The organism is Microbulbifer variabilis (assembly GCF_023716485.1).
GTDB lineage: Bacteria > Pseudomonadota > Gammaproteobacteria > Pseudomonadales > Cellvibrionaceae > Microbulbifer > Microbulbifer variabilis_B.
Window position 1 is genome coordinate 1,347,291 of sequence record NZ_CP092418.1, and the last position, 24,990, is coordinate 1,372,280.

A 24,990-nucleotide genomic window follows, 5' to 3' on the forward strand; every position below is an offset into this window, starting at 1 on the left:
ATACAATAGCCCCAATTTTTATCCCAGCCGTGGATTTTGGCGTCTTGCGCAATAACAACGATTTCGTGCAAGCTCACGGGTTGGAATGAGGTTTGGAGAAGAATCCTATGCACAAGCTGCTCCGGCAGGGATTGGTGTTGCAGTTTTTGGTCCTGTTGTTCGGTGCCCTAATTCTGCCAGTCCAGGCTCGAGTTATCTCGGACCTGTATGAAGTGGTCGAGGCTGTACCGAGCCGTGGGGCTACTGACCGCGCGAGTGCTGGCAGCCGGGGGCTGGAGCGGATATTTATGCGTGTCACCGGAGACGCAGCAATTGGCAGTAATCCAAATTTGCAGCCTATCCTGCAGAAAGCCCAGCATTTCCTAGAAGGTTACCGCTACACCAGCGAAGATAACCAGCTCTACCTTCATCTCTCTTTTGATCCCCAAGCTATTTCCAGGCAAGTCCATCAGTTGGGTTTGCCGATGTGGCCCAATAATCGCCCCGGCACTCTGGTGTGGCTGGCTGTGGATACCCTAAAGGAAGGGCGCAGTATCCTCAGGGAAGAAGATGCCCCGGAGCTCTTTTCGGTATTGGACGCTATGGCTGTGGAGCGCGGTGTGCCATTGGATTTCCCGGTGATGGACCTCAATGATCAGCACAATATGCCTCTTGGTGACCTTTGGGCTCAGAGTGAACAGGCCGCAGAGCGCGCTGGTTTACGCTACAGGCCGGATGCCACTTTGATGGGGCGCTTGCTTCAGGCGTCGGGACGCCGCTGGCAGGCTGATTGGTTATTACTGCACGGTGGTCGCAGTTATGCCTTTGATAGCAATGGTGGCTCTTTGGAAGAGGTTGCACTGCGCGGTGTTAATCAGATGGCTAACTTGCTTGCCCAACGCTATGCCGTGCGCCCCGGTATTGAGGATGCCCAACAGGGCTCAATTTTTGTGGAGTTATCTGGCGTGGATAGCTTTGCCGATTACGCAGAGGCCTCGGCCTATTTACAGGGACTGGCGCAGGTGAGCAGTGCAAATCTCCTTTCTGTGGAGGGAGATCGGATGCGCTTGGCATTGAGTGCCACCGTAGGCCTACGCAATTTGCGCGATACCCTGGCGTTAAATCATAAGTTGCGAGCACATGGGGACGAGGATGCCATTGAGTTGAATGGGCACCGTGCACCTTTGGGCAGCGCTGATAATCCGTTGCGCTATCGTTGGGATTGAGATGAGTATTCCGCAACAGTTGCCGCTGGGAGTATCCCTGCGAGACGATGCTACCTTCGATAACTTTTATCTGTCGGAGTCGGACCCCAACCGCCAAGTTGTAGCTCTGCTGCAGTCATTTGCCAGTGGGCAAAATCCCGAAGCGGTGATTTACATCTGGGGGGATGCAGGAAGTGGTGTTAGCCACTTGCTGCAATCTGCTTGTCAGAGTGCCGAGGCCAATGGTCGTAGTTTCCAATATATTCCTATGGCTGAATTGATGGCCATGGACCCGGTTGTACTGCTCGACGGCCTCGAGCAGTTGGATCTGGTGTGTATTGATGACCTGCACTTGTTAGAGGGGCAGCCCGAGTGGCAGACGGCGATGTTCCATTTATACAACCGGGTCAGAGACAGCGGTAGGCAGTTATTATTAGGGGCGCGAAAATCTCCGCGGGGGATGGATATCTCCTTGGCTGATTTGTTGTCGCGCCTGCAGTGGTCGCTGGTATTCCAGTTACAGCCAATGAATGATCGCGACAAAGTGGCTGCCTTGCGCAGGCGTAGCCGCCTGCGCGGCTTCGATCTGCCTGAAGATGTGGCGCAATACATTTTGCACCGAGCGCCTAGGGATACTCGCGCACTGTTCCTGCTGTTAGAGCAGTTAGATAGGGCCTCCCTGATGGCACAGCGTAAAATTACCATCCCCTTTGTAAAGCAGGTGCTGGATATCTAGGGTATCCAATTTGCCCCTAAGCCTAACTCAGTAGTTGACCTAGGAGACTGTCAAAGAGTTCTGGGTCATCTGCCGCCGCCCCTTCTATAGTCCCCCCCTTTTTGCTTCCTCTTTTGTTCCCAGGTTTGTATTCAATCTGGTGGTGACTAGAGCTGCACTTCTATTCTTCTTCTGTGAATTGGCTTTCATCGACCATATTAAATGGTGGTGGCCGCAGGGGCTGCATGGTGGTCTCCATCTGCTTTTACCTCCAATGCCCACAGTTTGAGGAAATTGTTATGCCGAATATTCATAAAGTCCTCTATGTGAGCCATGCTGCTGAAGATGAGTCCAGTGGGTTGTTACAGGCTTTTGCCATAGCCCGCAATAATCATGCGGAAATTAAGGTGCTGCTGGTTTGCCCAGCAGTACCGGCGGGGTTTGAGGACTTTAGTAGCTTCTGTGTTAAGGCAATGCTGGAACGTGTAAATGAAGGAATTGCCGCAGCTCGAGAGCGTATGAAGCTGTCGAAAGAGCAGGTGAATATAGAGATCGAATCTGACTGCGGTCCACGCCCTGCAGAGAGAGTTATTCGCCGCGTACTTAGCGAAGGTTACGATCTGGTAATTAAAAATGTGGAGGGGCTGAGCCAGCTCAAGGGCTTCAAAGCCATTGATATGGAGTTATTACGCAAGTGCCCCTGCCCAGTGTGGCTGTGTCGTCCCATAGAGCGTGCGCACACTGAGATAAGGGTGGCCGTGGCGATTGATCCCGAGTGTGATGAGGGGAGTACTTACGATCTGGCGATCCGCTTACTACGTTGGGCGCGGGTGTTGGCGGATAGTTGTAACGGTATTTTACACGTTGTTTCCTGCTGGGATTATGACGTTGATGAGTTCTTGCGTCGTCACTTCCCTATCAGCGCCTCTGAAGAGGAGCTGGACCAGGCTACAGAAGCGGCTCGAGCTCAACACCGCTCAAAATTGGATGTACTTATTCGGGCTGCGGGTATCGGCGGGGATATTCAAGTTCACCATGTCATTGCTCACCCAGATAGCTATATTCCCCTGCTGATCGATGAGGAGGGGCTGGATCTCCTCATCATGGGTACTGTGGGTCGTGCGGGTATACCCGGTTTTATTATGGGAAACACTGCCGAGAATATTCTGCAAAAGGTGAGTTGCTCTCTTCTTGCGTTAAAGCCCAGTGATTTTGTTTCTCCCATCAAGATATAGCACTTAATATGGGCATGCGGTGTGTCGGCAGTATAGTTTTTTCTATGACCTAGCTGGCCATGGCTCACTCAGGGTAGGGCCGTCATGGGGCGGAGAGGAGTTAGAACCGCAATATCTATATTAGGAGAATAAAAAATGATTAAAACGTTGGCCAAATGGCTTGGCGGTATTTTGTTATTGGGGGTTGCGGCGGTTTCTGTTGTTGCGGTCAACGCGATCTATTTTAAACCCTGGTCAATAGATGTGTACTTTGAGCGGGCCTTTTTCAAGCTCGGCAGTACCAGTCCAGAAATTCTCTCCCAGTTGCGATTGCTCGAGCAGTTTGGAATCGATGGACACAATGCCCATCTTGATGACGCTTCTGAGGCTGAACAGCAGCGCCAGATGCAGATGATTAAGGATGAGCTTGCCGTTCTGCAGGAGTACGATCGTGCAGGTATGGATGGTCAGCAAGCGATTTCTTACGATGTATTTGCCTACTTTCTTGGCAATATGGTGGAGGGGGAGCGCTGGAAACACCACAATTATCCGCTTAACCAAATGTTTGGAGTGCAAAACAGCCTGCCGGAGTTTCTTGCGGAAGTGCACCAGATTCATAATGTCAAAGAAGCGGATTATTACCTTTCCCGCCTGAGTGAGGTTGACCGCAAATTTTCACAGGTGCTTGATGGCCTAAAAATCCGTGAGCAAAAAAACATCCTGCCTCCCCGCTTTGTTATCGACAGCGTGCTGGAAGAGATGCAAGAGTTTATAGCGGTACCGGCCCATGAGAATATTCTTTATACCTCCCTTGAAGAACGCCTAAATAAAGTTGAAGGTCTGGCAGATGGGGAGCGGGTGCGTATCCTCGCTCAGGGAGAGGCCTTGATTGATGCAGAAGTATATCCTGCATATAAGAATCTGATTGCTTACTATCGTGAGTTACAGCCCAAGGTTTTCGAAAATAATGGTGTTTGGGCGCTTCCTGATGGGGAGGCGTTTTACGCGTACCAGGTTCGTAGCCACACCACAACGAATTTGTCCCCTGAGGAGTTGCACCAAGTTGGTATTGAAGAGGTGGCAAGAATAGAGGGGGAGATGAATCGTATTTTCTCTTCAGTTGGGCAAGATAGCGGCAGTATCAGCGCCCGCTTTTCTGTGATTAACAACGATCCCCAGTTTTTATACGAAGATTCGGATGAAGGGCGCGAGCGCATAGTTGCCGACTACCAAGCGATGATCGATGAGATTAATGCTGGGCTAGGAGATTATTTCGATGTGAAGCCGGCGATGGGGGTTGAAGTACGACGGGTACCAGAATTTAAAGAGCAGGGCGCACCGGGGGCTTACTACAACCCTCCGGCTATGGATGGCTCCCGTCCGGGGGTTTTCTATGCAAACCTGCGTGATGTTCATGAAACCAAGAAATTTGGTATGCGCACGCTGGCCTATCACGAAGCGGTTCCCGGCCACCACTTCCAGTTGGCGATTGCTCAGGAGCTAGAAGGTGTGCCCACTTTCCGCAAATTGGGTTTGTTTACGGCTTACGCTGAGGGGTGGGCACTTTATTCTGAGCAGGTTGCCAAGGAAGCGGGCTTTCAGGAAAACCCCTACGATGATCTTGGCCGTTTGCAGGCCGAGATGTTCCGTGCGGTGCGTTTGGTGGTGGATACTGGTATGCACTACAAGCGCTGGAGTCGCGAAGAAGCCATCGAATATATGGTGGAAAAAACTGGCATGACCGAAACCGAAGTGACCACAGAAATCGAGCGTTACCTGGTAATGCCTGGGCAGGCACTGGCCTACAAGGCTGGAATGTTAAAAATTCTGCAGTTGCGTGATCGGGCCCAGGCGGAGCTGGGCGAGGCGTTTGATATTCGCCAGTTCCACAATGTGGTGCTGACCAATGGGGCCTTGCCATTGGCAATCTTGGAGCGCCAAGTGGATGACTGGATTGCAATTAAAAAAGGATAAAGTATTTTTTAATTCCTTTAGATAGTTGCAAAAAAGGCCACTCTGAGAGTGGCCTTTTTTATTGTGTGCTATTTACCCGGTGAAGTTAGCTCTTAGCTTTAACGCTTGCAACCCAACCGTCTACCAGTTCTTCGAGAACATTTAGTGGTACCGCACCGTTAGCCAAAATGGTGTCGTGGAAGCCGCGCACATCAAACTTATCACCCAGCTCGGCTTTGGCTTTCTCTCGCAGCTCAATAATTTTCAGCATACCGATTTTGTAAGCTGTCGCCTGACCGGGCATTACAATGTAACGCTCGATGGCTTTAACCACATCGCCTTTCGGGTTTGGTGTATTTTCAACCAGATAATCGATAGCCTGTTCGCGAGTCCACTTTTTGGCATGAAGTCCGGTGTCTACTACCAGGCGACCTGCACGCCACAGCTCCATTGCCAGGCGGCCAAAGTCTGAGTAGGGGTCTTCATAGAAGCCCAGCTCTTTCGGTACTAACTCTGAATAGAGGCCCCAGCCTTCGGTGTAGGCGGTGTAACCGCCGTACTTACGGAATTTGGGGATATCCTGAAGCTCTTGTGCGATAGAGAGCTGCATATGGTGACCGGGGATGCCCTCGTGGTAAGCCAGTGCTTCCATTTGGTAAGTGGGCATATCTTCCATGTTATACAGATTGGCGTAGTAAATACCTGGGCGTGAGCCATCGGGCGCCGGGCGCTGATAGAAAGCTTTACCTGCGGATTTTTCGCGGAAAGGTTCCACAGCTCGTACATCCAGGTCGGCTTTGGGCTTAGTGATAAACAGCTCGTCCAGGCGGCCCTTCATAGTGTCGATAATGGCGGTAGCCTTCTCCAGGTATTCCGCTTTACCTTCCTCAGAAGTGGGGTAGTAGAACTGCTTGTCGGTACGCATGAACTCGAAGAATTCTTGCAGGTTACCCTCAAACTTCACTTTGCGCATAATCTCGCGCATTTCATCGTGAATCCGCGCAACTTCCTTGAGGCCAGTCTGGTGGATCTCATCGGCTGTCATATCGGTGGTGGTGTATACACCCAGGCGGAACTTGTAGAAGTCATCACCGTTGGCCAGCTTCCAGGCGCCGTCATCGGTAGTGGCTTTCTTTTCCAGTTCCTGTAAGTAGCTGATCAGTTTTTTGTACGCTGGGCCAGCGCTCTCTTGCAGGGCGGTGCTGGCTTTATCGATCAGCGCCTTTTTCTGTTCGGCGCTGATTTCCAGCTTTTCGACTTTACCTTTGAAGTCAGCAAAAAGCGGACTGTCTTTCTCACCTTCAAAAGGTGCGCCGCTGATCAGGTTTTGTGAGTCGCTAATCACATAGGGGAAGACAAACTTCGGCACAATAGTACCGGCCTTGGCGTTGGCTTTCAGGTTCTCTTCCAGTTGGGCAAAGTATTGGGGCATGCCGTTCAGTCGGGCGATGTAAGCCTCGGCATCACTCACCTTATCGATACGGTGCTGGCTGATCAGCAGGGATGCCGCACTGGTATGGGTGGCATACATTTGGTTGACCGGATAATGGTGGTTACGCCATTTGTAGCCTTCAATGTCTTGCTCAAGATTGCGCTTGGCAAGACGCAGGCTCAGGCGTGTGGCTTCATCCAGAGTATTGGGGTCAACCTTATTCAGCTCGTCGAGCTGGCGCTTGTTGATTTCCAGAGTTTCTTTGGCGAATTCTGGGGAGAGATTATCCCACTTATCGTAATCTTCTTTTTTGCCCAGGAAGGTTTTGAACTCAGGACTGCGAGACAGATGCTCCTGGAAGAAGTCCTCGAACATCTGGTTTACCTGCTTGATGGCCTCTTGGCTCACCTTGGCAGTGCTGTCTTGAATGGACTTGCTTTCCGCGGTGACGGAGGCAGCATTCTGCTGTGCAGCTTCGGGGGCGCCGCGGTCACAGCCACTGATAACCAGCGCGCTAATGGCAGCTGCGATCAGGGTTGGTTTCAACTTCATAAGCATATTCCCAGTGTTCGGATAATCATTGCTATATTGTGCCACTTGGGTGGCATTCTTTAGGTTTTTGGGCCAATTCTGGCCGCGCTTAACGTGGCGAGAACAGCGCACTCCAGAGGGTATTGTGCGCACTAGATGGATCTTTGACTAGGGGCAGTATTCTGGAGCCATGTCGGGAGTGATTTCCTCCCATAAAAAAAGCGGGCACTGCCCGCTTTTTAGGTGACTCCGCGATTAGGCGAAATTCTGGTTTACAAATTCCCAGTTCACCAGCGCCCAGAAAGCTTCCATGTACTTAGGACGCAGGTTGCGGTAATCGATGTAGTAAGCGTGTTCCCATACGTCACAGGTCAGCAGTGGGGTAACGCCTTCATCAGTCAGCGGAGTAGCTGCGTTGGAAGTGTTGACGATAGCTACTGAACCATCGGCTTTTTTCACCAGCCAGGTCCAGCCAGAGCCAAAATTGTTTACCGCGCTGGTGGTGAACTCTTCCTTGAACTTGTCAAAGCTGCCGAATGCTGCGGTGATAGCTTCTGCAACAGCGCCAGTGGCTTCGCCGCCGCCGTTGGGGCTCAGGCAGTTCCAGTAGAAAGTGTGGTTCCATACTTGTGCGGCATTGTTAAATACACCACCGGAAGAGGATTTGATCACTTCTTCCAGGGATTTATCGGCGTCAGCAGTGCCTTCCAGCAGACCGTTCAGCTTGTCAACGTAAGTCTTGTGGTGTTTACCGTAGTGGTACTCCAGAGTCTCTTCAGAGATATGGGGGGCCAGGGCATTCATCGCGTAGGGGAGTTCGGGCAATTCGAAAGCCATGGTGTCTTCCTTCCTTTGTTTAGGGTTATTGGTGAGAGCATTCTACACGCGCCGTATGCCAGAATTAAGCCGGCGCAGTGGAATAGGGGATTTTGGGACGTTTTCCTCGAACTCAAGGGGTGGTGTTTGATGACACCAATGTTTTGCTGTCGTCTATTCTTACTTGTGGCCGATTACTTTTTCGTCAATTTTTGGTATAACTGCCGCATAATTCGACGAATCTGTCCCGGCTTGATTGTCTCTAAGTAATGAATTTAGCGGTGCCGGGCGGGACAATCCCGAACTGACCAGTACCGAACCCACCAGATTAGTTACCGGGTGTATTGATACATGCAACGTAGAGAGCCCACACTGGACGGCAGCGCCGCCATCGAACCCGCACTGGAGCCCTGCTCTCCTGAGCGCAGCGAACAGGCCCAGGAACCACAAGTGATCGTTGAGGAGCGCCGCGGTGGCTTCTCCTTCCTAGGCCTCTGTGCCTTGGTCTTAGCCATGGGGGGACTTGCTGCTTCTGGTTTCCTCTATCAACAGTGGCAGGAAAGCCGTACCCAGTTGGTCGATGCGGAGAACCGTATCGCCGATGCCGAGAACCGCATTTCTGAACTGGAGAAGCGCTTTAGTCTCTCCGATGAGGAATCTACGGCTTCGGTCGAGGTACTGAGCGCCAAGGCCAAGGAGAACTCCGCTGAGATTCGCAAGCTTTGGGGGGTGGCTTACGATACCAACCGTAAGAGTATTGCTGCCAATAAAGCGGCCAGCGCAGCGAATAAGAAGCAAGTGGCTTCTCTTAACAGTAAGCTCGGCAGCCTCGATGCCAGTGTAAAAAAGATCGCTGCGGTGGAGTCCTCCCTAGCGGAGCTGCGTAAAGGCAGCATTGAGAGCAAGCGTGAGATGAGCGACAAAATTTCACGCCTGGAGCGTCAGCTGGCCTCTGTGCGCAGTGATCTGACTATGCGTGTCGGAGCCAATGAAGAGGCAGTGGAGTCTATTGATGCCTACCGTCGCTCGGTGAACAAAGATCTGGTACAACTGCGCGATGCGATTCGCTCTCTGCAGTCCAGTGAGCCTACAGCCTCCTCAATGTAGTTTTTCAGGGGCTAGAAAAGGCGAACCTTGGGTTCGCCTTTTTTATTGCCTGTGGAAAATTTATCGCCATTTTAATAACAGGCCAATAACCCTACATTTCGTGTAGAATCGCCGGCCTTGAGACGTTAATCGGAGTTCGGCATGACCACTATCCGCCAGGATGATCTGATCGACAGCGTTGCTGATGCGCTGCAATTTATCTCTTACTACCACCCACAGGACTTCATTCAGGCCCTGAACAAGGCTTATGAGAAAGAGGTCAACCCGGCGGCCAAAGACGCCATGGCCCAGATCCTGATCAATTCACGGATGTGTGCCGAGGGCCACCGCCCTATCTGCCAGGATACCGGCATTGTCACCGTGAAGTTGAAAGTGGGTATGAATGTGCGTTGGGAAGCGGACATGAGCGTTACCGACATGGTCAACGAAGGTGTGCGCCGCGCTTATCAGAATGCCAGCAACGTGTTGCGCGCCTCTATTCTTGCCGACCCAGATGGCGCCCGTAAGAATACCGGCGATAACACTCCGGCAGTGATTCACTATGAAATCGTTCCTGGTGAAACTGTGGAAGTGTATGTGGCAGCTAAAGGTGGTGGCAGTGAAGCCAAGACCAAATTTGCCATGCTCAACCCCTCTGATTCTGTAGTGGATTGGGTTCTGAAGATGGTGCCTCAGATGGGTGCTGGCTGGTGTCCGCCGGGCATGCTGGGTATTGGCATTGGCGGTACAGCTGAGAAAGCTATGTTGCTGGCCAAAGAATCCCTGCTCGATCCTATCGATATCCAGGAGTTGCAGGAGCGCGGTGCCTCCAACCGTGCCGAAGAGTTGCGCCTGGAACTATACGATTCCGTCAACAAGCTGGGTATTGGTGCCCAGGGCCTGGGTGGCTTGACCACTGTCTTGGACGTGAAAGTGAAGGATTATCCCACTCACGCAGCAAATAAGGCCGTAGCAATTATTCCCAACTGCGCCGCTACTCGTCATACTCACTTCACTCTTGATGGCTCTGGCCCCGCGCGCCAGACTCCGCCGAAGCTGGAAGACTGGCCGGAAATTACTCGAGAAGCTGGCAGCAATACTCGCCGTGTCAACCTGGATACCGTTACTGCAGAGGATGTACAGAGCTGGCAGCCCGGTGAAACCTTGCTGCTGAATGGCAAGATGCTTACTGGTCGCGACGCCGCTCACAAGAAAATGGTGGATATCCTAGCGAAAGGGGAGAAGCTGCCAGTGGACCTGACTGGCCGCTTTATCTATTACGTAGGGCCGGTAGATCCTGTGCGCGATGAAGTAGTTGGCCCCGCAGGCCCAACTACCGCCACCCGTATGGATAAATTTACGCGCACCATGCTCGAAGAGACCGGCCTGCAAGGGATGATCGGTAAGGCAGAGCGTGGCCCAATGGCAATTGAAGCGATTCGTGACAATAAAGCGGTGTACCTAATGGCTGTGGGTGGCGCTGCGTACTTGGTGGCTCAGGCGATTAAAGCCTCCAAGGTAATTGCCTTTCCGGAGCTGGGTATGGAAGCCATCTACGAGTTTGAGGTGGAGGAGATGCCAGTAACCGTAGCAGTCGATAGCCAAGGTGAGTCTGTGCATACCACGGGACCATTGATCTGGAAGGCGAAAATTGAGGAGGGTATCGCCTAAGGGCTGCCCCAATTTAAACAAGCCGGGTCCGCGAGGTTCCCGGCTTTTTTGTCTTCAAGCTTTTCGGGGTGAAGTTTGGCGGGACTAGGTTGTCTTCTCAGCTAGTCACGGTAAAACAGGCATAGTAAAAGCCTAACCTGATGCCTCAATTAGATTCATTCTGGTACAGCCCACTCCAAAAGCCTCTACATCCCCAGCTCTGGGTAAAGCTGCAAAATGGTTTCTCTTAACCAGCGATGGGCGGGGTTGTTGGTTTGTGACTTATGCCAAATCAGCTGCAGGCTGACCTTGGGGAAATCCATAGGCAGCTCAATTGTACGAACAGGTAGTGCTCGGTAATGAGAGGACTTCATCATCCTTGCGGGTACAACGGCAATTAAATCGGTGGTGGCGACTATATGAGGAAAGGAGGAAAGGTGAGGGACACGCAGGCAAATATTGCGCTGCAATTTATTCGGTCTGGCCAGCCTCTCCATCGGTGAGCCTACGGGGTTTCCTCTCAGCAATGATATTTGTGGTATTGATTGAAAATCCGCCTCAGAGATGGATTTTCCTACCTTCTCATTATGCTCCCCTGCGATCACCACCAATTCTTCTTCGGCAATAATCAGGCTGCTGTAATTGGGAGATTCTAATGGTAAATAATCGATAATTAAGTCGACTTCACCATTGCTTACCATTCTGGAAGTCATCTCTGATTCGTCAGGTAATATTGTGAGCTTTATCCCTGGTGCATACTCTCGTAGCCAGGCGCTGAGTCCTGGAATCATAAGGGTTTCCACCACATCTGGTAGAACAATCGAAAAATCCCGTTCTGCCTCGCGATGTTCAAAGTCGAGCTGCCGGAAGCTTGATCTCACTGCCCCAAGAGCCGTGTGAATGGAAGGGTGTAGTGCCAGCGCACGCTCGGTAGGGCGTAGGCCTTTTGCGGTGCGGATAAAAAGTGCATCGTTATAGGTGGATCTCAAACGCTTTAAGGCAGCACTTACTGCAGGTTGGCTCATGTGTAGCTTTACTGCAGCCCTAGTCAGGTTGCGTTCGACCATCAGGGCATCAAATACAGGCAGTAAATTCAAGTCCATTGATCTGAGATGATTCGACATTATCAATCTCACAAATAATGCTGTTAATTATTATTTATTAGAATTCCATCATCCGCCTGATTATATTTCTGGTCAATCAAATTCTTAAATTTTCTAGTGCAAATGATGAGGGGCACTCTGTACATCGCTATTAGATGGAAGTAATCAAACTGCCGGGTTTTGATTGTTTATATAGTTTTACGGAATTCCAACGCTAATAAAAAGGAGCAAATATGTCGATCAATCACGATGCGGCCCCTTTCAGGGCTGGATACAGGGCGCGAGTGAAAGGCCGTTACCATGGATGGCTTCATCTGATGGGTATTCTAGCTATTGGTGCCGGGGTTTGCATCTTCTGCATGTTTCAATTGGATTTGTTAAAAACTTGGGAGCTGTTAGTGATCCCCGCAGGGACTGTTATATATAATTTTTCGGAATACGCTAGTCACCGTTGGGCTGGACATAAAAAGATTCGGATTGCAGGGCTGTTTTATCGCAGACATACTGGGGATCATCACAGTTTTTTCTCTCCACCCCTATTTTCTATTGACTCTACCAGAGACTGGAGAATAGTACTTTTCCCCACTTATTTAACTGCGACTCTTGCTTTAGTGATTGCACCAATTTTAGGATACTTTTTCTCCATACTTTTTTCGATGAATGCTGGTTACCTCTTGATTGTGACTATGGTGGGAAATCATTTGGGTTATGAATTGTTGCACTTGGGATACCACCAGCCTCTAAATCATTGGTTCCATCGAGTTCCCGTTTTGCGTGAGTTGGCTCAATTGCATCGCATACATCATCAACGTAAGTGGATGAATAAATGTAATTTTAATTTGACTATCCCTCTGTTTGATCTTTTGCTGGGCACTTTTCACTGGAAATCTAATGGATCTTGTCAGAAGAGTGAGAGTTAGAGCTCTACAGAGTGCTTGGTTCAAATAGAACCCGTCTTCTCCAGTTGGGTCAACATTAGTTCTCGAATAATCGGCACTGGCGCACTGCCAAAACTTAGAAAGCTTTCATGGAATTCCTTTAAGTTGAATTTATCTCCGAGCTTATTCTTTACTTCTTCGCGCAAGGCAAGGATATCTGTAAATCCGGCAAAATAGCTGGTGAGTTGAACCTGGCTGAGAGTTGCTCTACGCCACTTCCCCTCCGCCTCAGCCCGTTGTTGAAAAGCCCCATCAACCATTAAATTCATTGCTTCGGCTTCTGTCATGCCCTTGACTTGTACACCGTAATCCAAAATGGTGTTGGTAATCACGCGTAAATTCCACTTGTAGTACATCAGCCAGAGTTCCGGCGAAAAATCACCGTATCCAGCCTCCAGCATCATACGTTCGGCATAGACCGCCCAGCCTTCAATCATGGCGCTGTTACCGAAGATGGTTTTAATAATACTCGGAGACTGGTTGGCATAAACCAACTGGGTATAGTGACCGGGGATGGCTTCGTGAATGTTCAGTATTTGCAAAGTGTAATGGTTATATTCCCGCAGCAGGCTATTCGCTTGCTCATCACTGTAATTCTCTATGGGCAACACATTGTAATAGGTATTGGCATTCTTATCGTAGGGACCAGGTGCATTGATAGAGGCAACAGCAAAGCCACGAAGATAGGGGGGGGTAGTGCGTACTATTAGTGGCTTTTCTTTGTGCAGGTCGAGTAGATTGTGCTGTGTGACAAAGTTTGCCAGCTGTGGTATTTGCTTTTCTATAACCTCTTTGAATGTATCTTTACTGGCATGATTAAGGGATAGTTTTTCGAGTAGGCGCCGGACCTTTTCCATTTGATTTGATGGTGACTGGGTATCGGGAAAATGTTTCGGCCAAAGTTGCTCGGTGAGCGCCGCCATTTTACTGTGGACCTGTTGTTTTTCTTCCAAAGCACGCAGGTAGAGGGCGCTGGCACTGGTATCAATCTGAATATCAAAGCGGAATTTTTCTTCATATAGCTTTTCTCCAATACGGAAATCACGAAACCTTGCAGATTTTTCCAGGCTGGTTTTTAAATTTTTTAAAAAGTTTACATAGTCTTTTATCGCTTCACGGGAGGCGTGCAGACGTTGCCTGAATACTTCTTTTTCATCATCAAACATCTGGCTGCTTTCTACCAGGTTTTCTACCCTAGTCCCAAAAACTTCCAGGGCACCTTCGTTCTGTTGAATAGCCAACATTAATTGTGGCGCGGCGGGCCTACGGATAGCCTGCTTTGCGGCTTGGTAGTAATCGGGAACCAAGCGCATACGCGTATTGAAGGTGCGCAGTCGGTTTTTGAGGGGGGCGTACTCGGTATTTAAAATCAGGGCAAAAGGATGGGATACGTTATATATGGAGGGGTCCCACTGGTAGGATTTGAAGGTGGTATATTCCCACTGCAGGCGCTGTAGGAAATTCATAATAAGCGCCATATCGGTGAGGGAAGAAATACTGAGTAATTCACTATCCAGAGCGGCGAACTTGCGTTCATAAGTTTGAGCGAAGTCCAGTAGATAGGCGCGGAAGGCCTTGTCAGGCACTTGTAAATGTATGGCAGCCTCATAATAGCCTTCGCGGACTGCCCAGGAAGGAAACAGTTTCCACAGACCGTTAACGAACTGTTGGCTCAGCTGCTGAAAGGCCAGTTCCATCTCGGCACGCATTTCAATCATCGTTTCAACTTGAGGGGGCACTATGCGCTTCCTATCGGTACCTTGGGGGCCACAGGCACAAACAAGAGTGAGCGACGTCAAAATCAACAGTTTAAGAGGGGCTTTCATGGCGATCCTTGCCAAAAGGGGTTTATAAACGCTTGTGTATCTGCTTAAAAATTATCATATCGGCCGGAGACCCTTGATCAGCCTGACAATGGTTGTTTACACCGTGAATTGATATCCAAGCATTTAGCACACTGTCCCATATTGGCGAGTGAAAACCGTAGATAATGCGTTTTTAACGTCCGCGCTTGTGTCGTGGAAGAGCCCCGGTTAGAGTGAGCCCCACGTGAAATAACCGATAATAAACAAGGTTTTGAGGATTTATTCATGACTGAGCTAGCCCAACAACAGTGTGAAGCCTGCCGCGCCGATGCCCCTCTCGTCAGCGATGACGAGCTGCCAGGATTGCTGCGCCAAATTCCCGATTGGACGCCAATGACCCGCGACGGCATTATGCAGCTGGAGCGCGTGTTCAAGTTCCGGAATTTCAAGCAGGCCTTGGCGTTTACTAACCGTGTAGGTGCCATCGCCGAAGAAGTGGGCCACCACCCGGCACTGCTTACGGAGTGGGGTAAGGTAACCGTGACCTGGTGGAGCCATGAGGCCAAGGGGTTGCACAAGAATGATTTTATTATGGCTGCGCGCACCGACCAGCAAGTAGATGCAGACTAAGCATCTCCCAAGGGCGCATCTAGCGCCCCAATTTTCTGTCATCCCGCGTCATTTCTAAACTGAGGTTGCCCTAGAGGGAACCCTTCGGCTCTATTCACTCCGCTAAATACCTCCTGGTTCCGGAGTCGTTCGGTAGCCCCTGTATATCAATAGTTGAAAGTGTGTGCCCTGGATAAAGGAGAGAGATTTTGTCTGAGTATACTTCTACAGTGGTCTGGCAACGTGACGGCCAGATTTTTACTGACAATCAATACAGCCGCGCTCATACTTGGCAGTTTGATGGCGGTTTGTCAGTTCCTGCCTCTTCATCTCCCCATATTGTCCCAATCCCCTACTCACACCCGGAAAATGTCGACCCAGAAGAAGCTTTCGTGGCGTCGCTATCCAGTTGTCATATGTTGTTTTTCCTTGCAATTGCCGCAAAAAGGGGTTTCGTCATTGATGAGTATCGCGATGAAGCGATAGGTGTGATGGGCACAATAGAGGGAGGTAAGTTGGCCATGACTAAGGTCACCCTGAGACCTTTGATCCGCTTTTCTGGCGAAAAGAAACCTAGTCGCGAGCAATTGGAAAAAATCCACCATCTTTCCCACAAGCAGTGCTTTATTGCTAACTCCGTAAAAACAGAAGTGGTTACTGAGATTCGGGAGGTATAACTACTCATTGAAGTGAGTAGGTTTCATAAATACTCATGTAGACGGCAGTATGTTTAAAGTTATTGAAACTGTAGCTTCAGTTGAGGATTTTCTTCGCCTCAGGCAGATTAGTGGGCTATCCCCAAGAAGTCGGGAGGCCGCAGAGAAGGGGTTGCCAAATAGCCTCTATGGCATTCACATTCAAACTCATTCAACCACCATTGCCATGGGGCGGGTGGTTGGTGATGGAGACTTAAATTTTGAGATTGTGGATGTCGCTGTCGCCCCAACTTATCAAGGTCAAGGGTGGGGAAGGGTTGTGATGGAACACATTATGTCTTATTTGGATCGTGAAGCGCTTCCTTCTACTTATATTACCCTTATGGCGGATGTACCGGAGCTGTACGAGAAGTTTGGCTTTAAGTTAAGCAGCCCTGAAAGTGAAGGGATGTACATGTTGAAGTAGATTTATTTCAAAGTATGTAAATTCTTGGCTGTAATTAAGGCCATATTGGGTATCGGGTAGAGTGTTTTATATTCAGCGATGTTTTTAGAGTAATTTGTACACCTTGTGTTTCTTTCTGTTCATTTTTTTAGTGGCTTAAATACATCCGTGATATCTCCAACCAATTTGGGGTTCTTTGGGTCGGCAACCCGCTTTCCTGTGCCCTTTGAAAAATCGATTCCATGTAAATCTATCCAAACAATATTTGGATTTTTAACCCAGTTGAAATAGTAAATTCGGCGGTTTAAATCAATCACCGAAAGCCACCAAGTGGGATAAGTAGCTGGTTCTTTAGTTCCTTCTTCCTGGCTGGGACGGCTATAAGGTGCGCCAAAAGGAACGGCCACAGTGCGGATTGCACTTAGAAGGTAAGAGACTGCCTGAATAGCATTGGCAGGTTTTGGTAGATTGTGTTGATAGTAAGATAATCTAACAAAACGGTCAGCGCCATCAATCCCTCCAGGAACAGATTTAAGCCCTCCAAAGCCTTGGTAAAAAGGCAGGTTTTGAAGCTGCCATCCATATGGTGGGTCATTTGTCATGACCGAAAATTTCTTACCGTGATGTACAACTAATTTACCATCGATTATTTCGAAGATAGCTGAATCACCACTTGGGTCCTCTATTGTCATATGTGCACCAAGTACTTCGCCACCAACTTTCACTGGCGATATGCGTATATTTTTCATCCCAATGACGGCATCTGCGACTGTAGCATGGTTATCGAGAATAAAACGCAGCCAGCGCATATAGGATACTCCTGGCGTATTATTTGGTTTGGCGTAGCGGGTTGCTCCAAGATATAAAATATGTGCTGTTAGACCTTTCTCGTTAATTCCGTCGGTAGCACCGTCATTATTTGAGAAGCCATATTGGCGGGCATAAGGAATAATGCTTTGTACAACACTTCCATATTTTGAAGTCCATTTGGCGGGGTTATGGCCATCCTCACCAACCATCTTCATACCTCGAGGATTTATAAAAAGAATATCCTCAAAAGAATGTCCCCAATCCATTGATCTGGCGGCAAAAACACCTTGCTCAGTATTCCAGGTAACCCGGGAGCATGCATAGAGTATCGATGGCCAGGAAAATAGGAGCAACGTTATAATCAACGGCACTTTATTTGTAGCTGTTTTGATCACTTCTTGACCTGTATATTTAGGGTGATTAAAAGCATGCAGTTTAGTTGTCTTTTCTAAGAATATCTGTCTGTCTTGGCTTCAAGAGAGCCAATATTTAATACATGATAAGCTTGTAGATTCCAAATTTTTAAGGGGTTCTCTTGGGTTTCGTGAGGTCGGTCTTATCTGTCTCTGCCGAAAGATAAAAGTTTCTGAGCAATGTGCTAGGAATTTATGTAGGTACGTGAGAGCTTATGGTTTTGAGCAATTTGTTGTAGGGTTGGCAAGTTGATATTACGTCGTCTTTAGGTGTAGTCATCATTTCCTTCTTAGGGGTTTTATTCTAAGTTGTTTATTTGTTTATTTGTTTATTTGTTTATTTGTTTATTTGTTTGTTTGTTTGTTTGTTTATTTGTTAATTGTGTTAAGTGGATTGCAAGAATTTCAATAGATGCTGCGGTAAGTTCTCTAGATGCTTATTTTTTTGATTTGTGTAATTTTTATTCTTTCTAATGCTTTATTAATGGAGGTGAACGACTGCGTGTGGGTAGGATAGCCACTGAGTTATAAATCGATAAAAAATTAATGTTACAGCCCCAGTTCTTTGACCGGAATATTTTTATCTTCTCATTATGTATTCTTGATTGTATTTTGGTCTGTATATTTTGTTGTTCAGTGCGATATATAATGATAGCTTATCGTGAAAAATTAATGTTTTCTCTATTATGTCGGGATTTGATCATGCGTTATGAAATATGGGCTTGATGGTGAGCGATGCTGCAATATGTTTACACTCAGAGATAAGATAACTGTTTAGACTATGTGAGAGATGAATGTATTGTCTGATTTATGGTCTTTGCAGTGTTGCTCGTTAAGTTAGTAGGGTGTATATAGGTCAAAACTAGCTATGCGATTCGATGTTGGTTGAAAAACTATGAAGCGCTATTGGGTATGTCTATTTAGATAATGCATGTTCAGCGCTTTTAGTTGAGTGGGGGGCTTTTTATCCTGTTTTGTCGATTTGAATTTATCACCAGCTAATAGAAGGAAATTTTAATGATAAAAAAAATAATTAAGGCATTATCTTTTGGTATTATGTTGCTGTACAGCTTGTCAATTCAGGCGGAGACGAGAAGTGCGCTTGTGGGGGGCGGCTGATCGATGGTTTTGGTAATCGGCCAATCGCAAATAGTGTGATTTTAATTCGAGGCGACAAAATTGAGGAAGTTGGCACGGTTGAAACGCTTCCCGTTCCCGACGGGTATCAAATTATTTCTACTGAGGGGATGGATGTCTTACCTGGACTTTGGGAAAATCATGCTCACCTAATGCTCAGTGGACACTCGGACTATGTGCATTGGGATAAACACTACCTACATCGCTTGACCAATGAAATAATGCCTGCTAGTGCAATACAATTATTGCTAGCCGGGGTTACTAGTGTTCGTGATTTGGGTGCTCCGCTAGAAGCATCTTTAGAGATAAAGCGCAAAATCATTTCTGGTGAAATTGCCGGGCCAAGGCTATTTGTTTCCGGACCATTTATCCAACATGAAGTTTATCCTGGCACTGAAGCTTTTCGTTGGTCAGTCTCTAGTGCCCCTGAAGCAAAAAAGAAAGTAAACTTACTGGCAACAGCTGGTGTCGATATAATTAAGCTGATTGACCATGACAAGATGACTATAGAAGTTGCTCAAACGGTCGTGGATGAGGCCCATAAGCATGGTTTAAAAGTTGTAGCTCATTCGCACCGCCCAGATGAGATCCGCAGAGGGCTGGCCATAGGTGTCGATAACTTTGAACATACAGGGCTGACAACAGCACCTGAGTACCCTGAAGATATCATCCAGTTATTAAAAGAGCGCACTGCTAAGGGCCGCGTTGCTGGAGGCCCGCTTTTCTGGACTCCAACCGTAGAAGGTCTCTGGAACTATAGTAACACTGTGGATAACCCGGAAAGGCTGGATGATACATGCTGGCACAAAGGACTAAAACCAGACACTATTGACGATATTAAACAGTCATTGAGAAACCCTGGGCAATTGCAGTACATGCAGTTAACTCCCTTACGTAAACCAACTTTGAAAAAGAAAATCTCCCAGCTTAAAGATGCTGGTGTGGTGTTTCTTGTGGGGACAGATAGTGGTATCCCAACTAAATTTCATTGCCAAAGCACTTGGAACGAATTGGCCGTTTTGGTTGAAGAGATGAATTTTTCCGCTATGGATGCAATTCGAGCAGCTACCTACTGGCCCGCAGTAATGATGGGGGTTTCGGACCAATCAGGGACTGTATCTAAAGGAAAATTTGCCGATATCATCGCAGTAAGAGGGGATGTGCTGAGGCATATTAACCTTCTATCTAATATCTCATTGGTTATGAAAGGAGGAGTGCTCTATAAAAAGGGTGGACAGGCAATAGAATCTTACCCAACCTCCCAAAGGTAAAACCGAAGGAATCTCCTCTTAAAATATCAGAAAACAGTCCCATATACTCCCGTATAGTGTAAGTTATAGGCCAGTTTGGTAGCTCTAATGATATTTTTATTTTGAGCTTTATGGGAACTGTTTGCTTAGTGGGTAAAATTCATGTTCAGAAAATTTAGTTTTTAATCATCTAAAAAGAAGTTGTTTTCCGGATTGTAATAGCAAAAATCGTGATCTAGGTTCTTGCGAAAGCAGTAGGGGTCTTTTGCTTCCATTTCGCCCCATAATCCTAGATTGGAGTAGTATGCAAAGTCTTGCTCAATCTTGAATTTATCTCTGCAATAGTAGGCGTAATTCCAAGCGGCTCCTCTTGCAACCATTTCTTGATTGATGTTGTATCCATTTACAAATAGATAACCAGTTTCTCTGCCGTATTGATCCCTTCCTGTCGATTGGAAATCCACAGTGCCAAATGACAATAAATGATTCAGGGTTTGAGTAGCCTCTGGGCCATATATTTGCGTGCTGGGATAGGTTTCTGGTGCATCAATGCACTGAAGGCGTATTTCAACATATTCACCAGAAACATATCCGTGAACTGTGTCACCGTCTATTATCCTATAGTTAGTCAGTGGAGCCGCTTGTAATGAAGTGGAGAGCGTACACAGCAAAATTAATCTTTTCATTGGGATTATCTGCGTCGTTGTTTTATGTGCGCAGGATAGGGGGTATTTATTACGTGTTTATTTATAGATTGTGATAGTAATAAATAGTTTTTGTTAAGGGGTGAGAGTGTTTTGATAGGCGAAAATGAGGATGTTTCTTAATTCTAAGCGGTAGGTATCTAAGATCTGTCTGGAAATTTTTATTTTGAAACGTAATCGATAGGGCCCTCGAAATATGATGACCCTAGCGTAAATTAAAATTATGTCAGGATAGAGCGTTCAAGTGGATTCAGTAGTGTAATATTAAACTTTTTTTGTTCTCTTAGCTCATGCTTCTTTATGTGCAGCCCAGAGTAAGAATTCCCGGTTGCCATCGCCACCTTTAATTGGGCTGTTAATATATTCTTTAATCTCAAGTCCTAGTTCATCACATAAATATGCAATTTTCTGGCGTACTTGTGGATAGAGGTTTGCATCACGCACCACCCCCCCTTTACCAATGCCCTCAGGTCCCACCTCGAATTGTGGCTTTACCAGAGTCAACAGCTGGCCTTCGGGTTTTAGTAAAGAAGGCAGCTGCGGCAGTATCAACGTTTGGGAAATAAAGGATACATCCATCACGATGGCATCAAAGCCAGTATCTGCGTAAGGAGAAAGTTGTGATGCCTCTAAATAACGGGCATTAATTCCTTCGAAGAGGTGCATACGTGGATCATCTATTAATTTTTGTGCTAGCTGATCTCGTCCTACATCTACCCCTACTACGGAAGTGGCGCCTCTCTGTAACAGGCAGTCACTAAAGCCTCCAGTAGAGCAGCCTACATCCAGGGCGTGCCAGCCCATAGGGTTTAATCCTGTGTGATCGAGTATCGCGGCAAGTTTTAGGCCGGCGCGGGAAACATATTGATCTTCGGGTAGTGCAGTGACTTCTAAGGCGCAGTTCTCACTGACGGATTGCCCAGCTTTGCGCGCCAGCTCCATGGGGCCGCCCTCGGATAGCGTGACCCTGCCGGCTTCAACCAGTTTTTTGGCGTGGGTGCGGGAATTGGCGAGTTTTCTCTGTACTAGCAGTTGGTCCAAGCGGGTCATGTTTTGCTACTGGGTCCTGTCAAATGGTTAAGAATAGTGTGGCCATGCTAACCTCTGGCTCCCATAGGTAGAAGTGTGGCTCCGTTTCTAGTCGGGCTACTCTTTACTAAAGAGGGGGTTGTCGATGGCAAAAAGCGTTCTGAATAAGTTCAAGATCCGCAAAGGAAAGGTTTTTGAGGCGCCTTTAGAACAGGCTTTTGGGCGGCTGGTGACACCTTTTGAAGAGTTTATCCACCGGCAGAGCAGCAGTGGTATTTTACTGATGCTTTCTGCGCTGGCGGCGCTCATTATCGCAAACTCCCCTCTGGAAGATGTCTACATAACCCTTTTGCATATGCCCATCAGTTTCACTGTGGGAAATTGGGAGTTTTCTTTATCGCTACACCACTGGATTAATGAAGGTCTTATGACGATCTTCTTTTTTTTAGTGGGCTTGGAGCTCAAGCGGGAATTTATGGTAGGGGAGCTGTCCGATTTACGCCATGCGGTACTACCTGTAATGGCGGCAATCGGTGGCATGGTGGTGCCAGCATTGATTTATGCGGCGTTCAATGCTGGCGGTGAGGCGGAGCGCGGTTGGGGAATCCCCATGGCCACGGACATCGCTTTTGCCGTGGGCTGTATTGCCTTATTGGGTAATCGCGTGCCTCGCGCGGTTGTGACTTTCTTAGTGGCCCTGGCTATTGTTGATGACTTGGGCGCCATTCTGGTGATCGCTATCTGGTATACAGAGCAGGTAAATATGACCGCGCTGATCGCTGCGGGTTGCCTGGTTGTGATTATGTGGTTGCTGAAGGCGGCTGGCGTGCGTAACTCCCCCCCCTATGTATTTGTGGGCATTCTGCTGTGGTATGAATTTTATCTGGCCGGAGTTCACGCCACCATTGCGGGGGTCATAACTGCAATGGCGCTGCCGGCGAAGCCCAAGTACGATCCAGTGGCGTTTAGTTCCTTTGTTAAAGATATTATCCGCAGCTTCGATCGCTGTTTCCGTCCCGGTGATAAAATCATTGCCAATGATGCCTTACGCGCACGGGTTATGGCCCTAGGCAGTGGCGTTAACCTGGCGCAGTCTCCTCTGCAGCGTATGGAAACCCGCCTGCACACTCCGGTTGGCTTTCTGGTGATTCCCATCTTTGCGCTTGCTAATGCAGGTATTCCCTTCGATAGCTTTACTAGCTCAAGTGCAGTTTTCAATCCGGTAACCCTGGGGGTAATCGCTGGGCTGGTATTCGGAAAGCTGATTGGGATTGTGGGGGCTACTTGGATCGGTTGGAAATTAGGCTTGGGCAGCTTACCTAAGTTGGCTAATTTTCAGCATATCATTGGCGTGGCATTACTCGGCGGTATCGGCTTTACTATGTCGATCTTTATTGCCGAATTGGCGTTCAGTTACCAGAACAACCTGTTGAATCAGGCCAAGGCAGGTATCTTGCTGGCTTCTGTAATTGCCGGTATCGCCGGTTTCCTGGTACTGCGCACTGCGCCGGTTACCGAAGAGTTTGATGTACAGGCCGATGGTCGGGAACCTGAGCCTGCGGGGGGCAGTGAAGCTCAGCAAGAAGGCTTAGAGAAGCAAGATAGCTCCCCTCAGGAAAATCCCGGTCGTCAACGTTGAGGGGCATCCCGGCCTGGTCCCGTCATAGCAGGCCGTTTTGGGGTTTTCCCGGCTGAGTAAACTTCCAGATGTGAAATAAATTTCAAGAGAAATAATAATGAAACAAGTAGTAAAGGCGGTGTGTCTGTTGCCAATTCTGGCTGCACCTCTATTTCTTGTCGCCTGCGAGGGTAAAGCGCGATCAGAGGATAAGTTACGAGAAGCAGTAGAGGTTAAAGGGCAAAAAACTGCAATAGCAGGGAAAGGGGATATGTCCATGGATACAGTGGCCAGGGACTATGTTGCCCTGGTGTTGGAATTGGGTAATCACGACAAGAGTTATGTCGATGCCTATTATGGCCCGGCGCAGTGGCGAGAGCAGGCGGAGCAGAGCCCGGCCAGCCCGGCGGATATTGCCAAACGCGGTAATGCCCTCATCGCTCTGCTACCCGAAGAGGGCGTGGCGGATGGTTCTCTTGACGGCCTGCGTCTACACTACCTGCGAACTCAACTGGCTGCGCTGGTGGCTCACGCCCGCAGCCTTGCTGGCGAAAGCGAGCGCAACTTTGCCAAAGAAGCGCGCGAGCTTTATGACACCGAGCCCCCCAGGCAAAATTTCACTAGTTTCGATCCATTCTTGCAGGAGTTGGATGAGCTGTTGCCCGGTAATGAGCCCCTAAGTGCGCGAGTGCAGGCGTTTCGGCAGCAGTATGAAATCCCAGTGGACAAGCTCCAAGAGGTTTTTGATGCAGCCATTGCGGAGTGTCGCAAGCGCACCAAGCAGTATATTCCGCTGCCACAGGATGAAAATTTTGCCCTTGAATATGTCAGTGACAAACCCTGGAGTGGTTACAACTGGTATCAGGGAGGAGCGCATAGCCTGATACAGGTGAACAGTGGCTTGCCGATTACTATTGATCGCGCGATCGACCTTGGCTGCCATGAAGGCTACCCGGGCCATCACACCTATAACGCGCTGTTGGAACAGACGTTGGTGGAAGACCGTGGCTGGGTGGAATACAGTGTGTATCCGCTGTTCAGCCCCCAATCTCTGATTGCCGAGGGCAGTGCCAATTACGGTATCGATCTGGCCTTTCCTGGGGAGGAAAAAAACCGCTTCGAGATGGAGGTGCTTTATCCCCTCGCCGGGTTGGACCCACAAAGTGCGCAAAATTATGAGCGGGTGATGGGACTGGTGGATAAGCTCAGTTTTGCCGGCAATGAAATTGCTCGGCAGTATATCGATGGTGAAATTGCCCCAGAGCAAGTTGCGGTACTGTTTGAGAAATACACTCTGATGAGCCCGGCCAAGGCAAAGCAGCGCAAGGATTTTGTCGATGCCTACGGTGCCTATGTAATTAATTACAACTGGGGCAAAAAACTGGTAGCTGATTATGTGGAGCGAGATACAAACAGTGCACAAGAGCGCTGGCAGCGTTTCGCCAAGCTGTTGTCGTCGCCACGCTTACCCTCTTCGCTAGACTGGTAGGCGCTAACAATGCACAAGGCGGAACTGCGGAGTTATTTACTTGCGCGACCAGAGGCGATTGAGGACTTCCCCTTTGGTCCCGATGTTGCGGTGTACAAGATTAAGGGGCGTATGTTCGCGACTCTCAGCCGTTATCGCGAGGTAGATGCGACTAATTTAAAGTGTGATCCCGACGAGGCTCAAGCCCTGCGGGATATCTTCCCTGGCGTGCTGCCGGGTTACCATATGAACAAGAAGCACTGGAATACTGTATTGCTCGATGGCACAGTGCCGGATTATGAAATTGAGCGGATGGCGGATCGCTCCTATGGCCTGGTGGTTAAGGGGCTGCGTAAAATTGAGCGGCAACCCCTTGAGCTGGCTTATGGCACGGATACCCTCTACCGCTAGAACCTCAGCAGAT

21 protein-coding genes are annotated in these 24,990 nt (G+C 48.6%); 14 read left to right on the forward strand and 7 right to left on the reverse strand.

The window, feature by feature from the left end:
- The first annotated feature begins 107 nt into the window (after window positions 1-107).
- The 4 genes from MJO52_RS05945 to MJO52_RS05960 all read left to right on the forward strand — a co-directional run bounded on the left by MJO52_RS05945 (window position 108) and on the right by MJO52_RS05960 (window position 5,087).
- Complete coding sequence (locus tag MJO52_RS05945) at window positions 108-1,205, forward strand: DUF2066 domain-containing protein (protein ID WP_252085028.1); 1,098 nt, start codon at window positions 108-110, stop codon at window positions 1,203-1,205.
- A gap of 1 nt (window position 1,206) precedes the next feature.
- Window positions 1,207-1,920, forward strand: coding sequence for a DnaA regulatory inactivator Hda (gene hda, locus MJO52_RS05950; protein ID WP_252085029.1), 714 nt, complete (start codon window positions 1,207-1,209; stop codon window positions 1,918-1,920).
- Between the two features lie 278 nt (window positions 1,921-2,198).
- Window positions 2,199-3,134 (forward strand): universal stress protein, encoded by a 936-nt coding sequence (locus tag MJO52_RS05955; protein WP_252085030.1) that lies wholly within the window; start codon window positions 2,199-2,201, stop codon window positions 3,132-3,134.
- A 135-nt stretch (window positions 3,135-3,269) separates the two neighbouring features.
- The gene (locus MJO52_RS05960; RefSeq protein ID WP_252085031.1) at window positions 3,270-5,087 is read left to right on the forward strand and encodes a DUF885 domain-containing protein; all 1,818 of its coding nucleotides are present in this window, start codon (window positions 3,270-3,272) and stop codon (window positions 5,085-5,087) included.
- Window positions 5,088-5,172: 85 nt separating this feature from the next.
- On the opposite strand, the gene MJO52_RS05965 is transcribed toward MJO52_RS05960, so the two are convergent.
- Window positions 5,173-7,050, reverse strand: coding sequence for a DUF885 domain-containing protein (locus MJO52_RS05965; RefSeq protein WP_252085032.1), 1,878 nt, complete (start codon window positions 7,048-7,050; stop codon window positions 5,173-5,175).
- 234 nt (window positions 7,051-7,284) lie between these two features.
- Entirely contained in the window at window positions 7,285-7,866 is a 582-nt protein-coding gene (gene sodB, locus MJO52_RS05970) for a superoxide dismutase [Fe] (RefSeq protein ID WP_252085033.1), read from the reverse strand.
- 330 nt (window positions 7,867-8,196) lie between these two features.
- On the opposite strand from sodB, the gene MJO52_RS05975 reads away from it, so the two are divergent.
- Window positions 8,197-8,952 (forward strand): hypothetical protein, encoded by a 756-nt coding sequence (locus MJO52_RS05975; protein ID WP_252085034.1) that lies wholly within the window; start codon window positions 8,197-8,199, stop codon window positions 8,950-8,952.
- A gap of 141 nt (window positions 8,953-9,093) precedes the next feature.
- Entirely contained in the window at window positions 9,094-10,602 is a 1,509-nt protein-coding gene (locus MJO52_RS05980; RefSeq protein ID WP_252085035.1) for a fumarate hydratase, read from the forward strand.
- Window positions 10,603-10,787: 185 nt separating this feature from the next.
- On the opposite strand, the gene MJO52_RS05985 is transcribed toward MJO52_RS05980, so the two are convergent.
- Complete coding sequence (locus MJO52_RS05985) at window positions 10,788-11,705, reverse strand: LysR substrate-binding domain-containing protein (protein ID WP_252085036.1); 918 nt, start codon at window positions 11,703-11,705, stop codon at window positions 10,788-10,790.
- Between the two features lie 212 nt (window positions 11,706-11,917).
- On the opposite strand from MJO52_RS05985, the gene MJO52_RS05990 reads away from it, so the two are divergent.
- Window positions 11,918-12,604 (forward strand): sterol desaturase family protein, encoded by a 687-nt coding sequence (locus MJO52_RS05990; protein ID WP_252085037.1) that lies wholly within the window; start codon window positions 11,918-11,920, stop codon window positions 12,602-12,604.
- A gap of 20 nt (window positions 12,605-12,624) precedes the next feature.
- Here MJO52_RS05990 and MJO52_RS05995 read toward each other — a convergent pair whose 3' ends face one another.
- A complete protein-coding gene (locus MJO52_RS05995; protein ID WP_252085038.1) occupies window positions 12,625-14,448 on the reverse strand; it encodes a DUF885 domain-containing protein in 1,824 nt (607 codons plus the stop codon).
- A gap of 264 nt (window positions 14,449-14,712) precedes the next feature.
- On the opposite strand from MJO52_RS05995, the gene MJO52_RS06000 reads away from it, so the two are divergent.
- The 3 genes from MJO52_RS06000 (at window position 14,713) to MJO52_RS06010 (ending at window position 16,158) form a co-directional block, all read left to right on the forward strand.
- A complete protein-coding gene (locus tag MJO52_RS06000; RefSeq protein ID WP_252085039.1) occupies window positions 14,713-15,057 on the forward strand; it encodes a 4a-hydroxytetrahydrobiopterin dehydratase in 345 nt (114 codons plus the stop codon).
- A gap of 188 nt (window positions 15,058-15,245) precedes the next feature.
- Window positions 15,246-15,713: an OsmC family protein gene (locus MJO52_RS06005; protein ID WP_252085040.1), complete on the forward strand. Its 468-nt coding sequence runs from the start codon at window positions 15,246-15,248 to the stop codon at window positions 15,711-15,713.
- A gap of 49 nt (window positions 15,714-15,762) precedes the next feature.
- The gene (locus MJO52_RS06010; RefSeq protein WP_252085041.1) at window positions 15,763-16,158 is read left to right on the forward strand and encodes a GNAT family N-acetyltransferase; all 396 of its coding nucleotides are present in this window, start codon (window positions 15,763-15,765) and stop codon (window positions 16,156-16,158) included.
- Between the two features lie 119 nt (window positions 16,159-16,277).
- On the opposite strand, the gene MJO52_RS06015 is transcribed toward MJO52_RS06010, so the two are convergent.
- On the reverse strand, window positions 16,278-17,342 hold the full coding sequence (locus tag MJO52_RS06015; protein WP_252085042.1) for a linear amide C-N hydrolase: 1,065 nt from the start codon (window positions 17,340-17,342) through the stop codon (window positions 16,278-16,280).
- 1,172 nt (window positions 17,343-18,514) lie between these two features.
- Between MJO52_RS06015 and MJO52_RS06020 the strand changes: the two genes are divergently transcribed.
- Window positions 18,515-19,768: an amidohydrolase family protein gene (locus MJO52_RS06020; RefSeq protein WP_252085043.1), complete on the forward strand. Its 1,254-nt coding sequence runs from the start codon at window positions 18,515-18,517 to the stop codon at window positions 19,766-19,768.
- A gap of 161 nt (window positions 19,769-19,929) precedes the next feature.
- On the opposite strand, the gene MJO52_RS06025 is transcribed toward MJO52_RS06020, so the two are convergent.
- Window positions 19,930-20,433 carry a thermonuclease family protein gene (locus MJO52_RS06025; protein ID WP_252085044.1) on the reverse strand — a complete coding sequence of 168 codons (504 nt, stop codon included), beginning with the start codon at window positions 20,431-20,433 and terminating at the stop codon, window positions 19,930-19,932.
- 306 nt (window positions 20,434-20,739) lie between these two features.
- Window positions 20,740-21,501: a TlyA family RNA methyltransferase gene (locus tag MJO52_RS06030; protein ID WP_252085045.1), complete on the reverse strand. Its 762-nt coding sequence runs from the start codon at window positions 21,499-21,501 to the stop codon at window positions 20,740-20,742.
- Window positions 21,502-21,625: 124 nt separating this feature from the next.
- Between MJO52_RS06030 and nhaA the strand changes: the two genes are divergently transcribed.
- The 3 genes from nhaA (at window position 21,626) to MJO52_RS06045 (ending at window position 24,977) form a co-directional block, all read left to right on the forward strand.
- Complete coding sequence (nhaA, locus tag MJO52_RS06035; protein WP_252085046.1) at window positions 21,626-23,119, forward strand: Na+/H+ antiporter NhaA; 1,494 nt, start codon at window positions 21,626-21,628, stop codon at window positions 23,117-23,119.
- 97 nt (window positions 23,120-23,216) lie between these two features.
- Window positions 23,217-24,587, forward strand: a complete 1,371-nt coding sequence (locus tag MJO52_RS06040) for a hypothetical protein (protein WP_252085047.1) — start codon at window positions 23,217-23,219, stop codon at window positions 24,585-24,587.
- Window positions 24,588-24,596: 9 nt separating this feature from the next.
- Window positions 24,597-24,977 carry an MmcQ/YjbR family DNA-binding protein gene (locus MJO52_RS06045; RefSeq protein WP_252085048.1) on the forward strand — a complete coding sequence of 127 codons (381 nt, stop codon included), beginning with the start codon at window positions 24,597-24,599 and terminating at the stop codon, window positions 24,975-24,977.
- The last annotated feature ends 13 nt before the right edge of the window (window positions 24,978-24,990 follow it).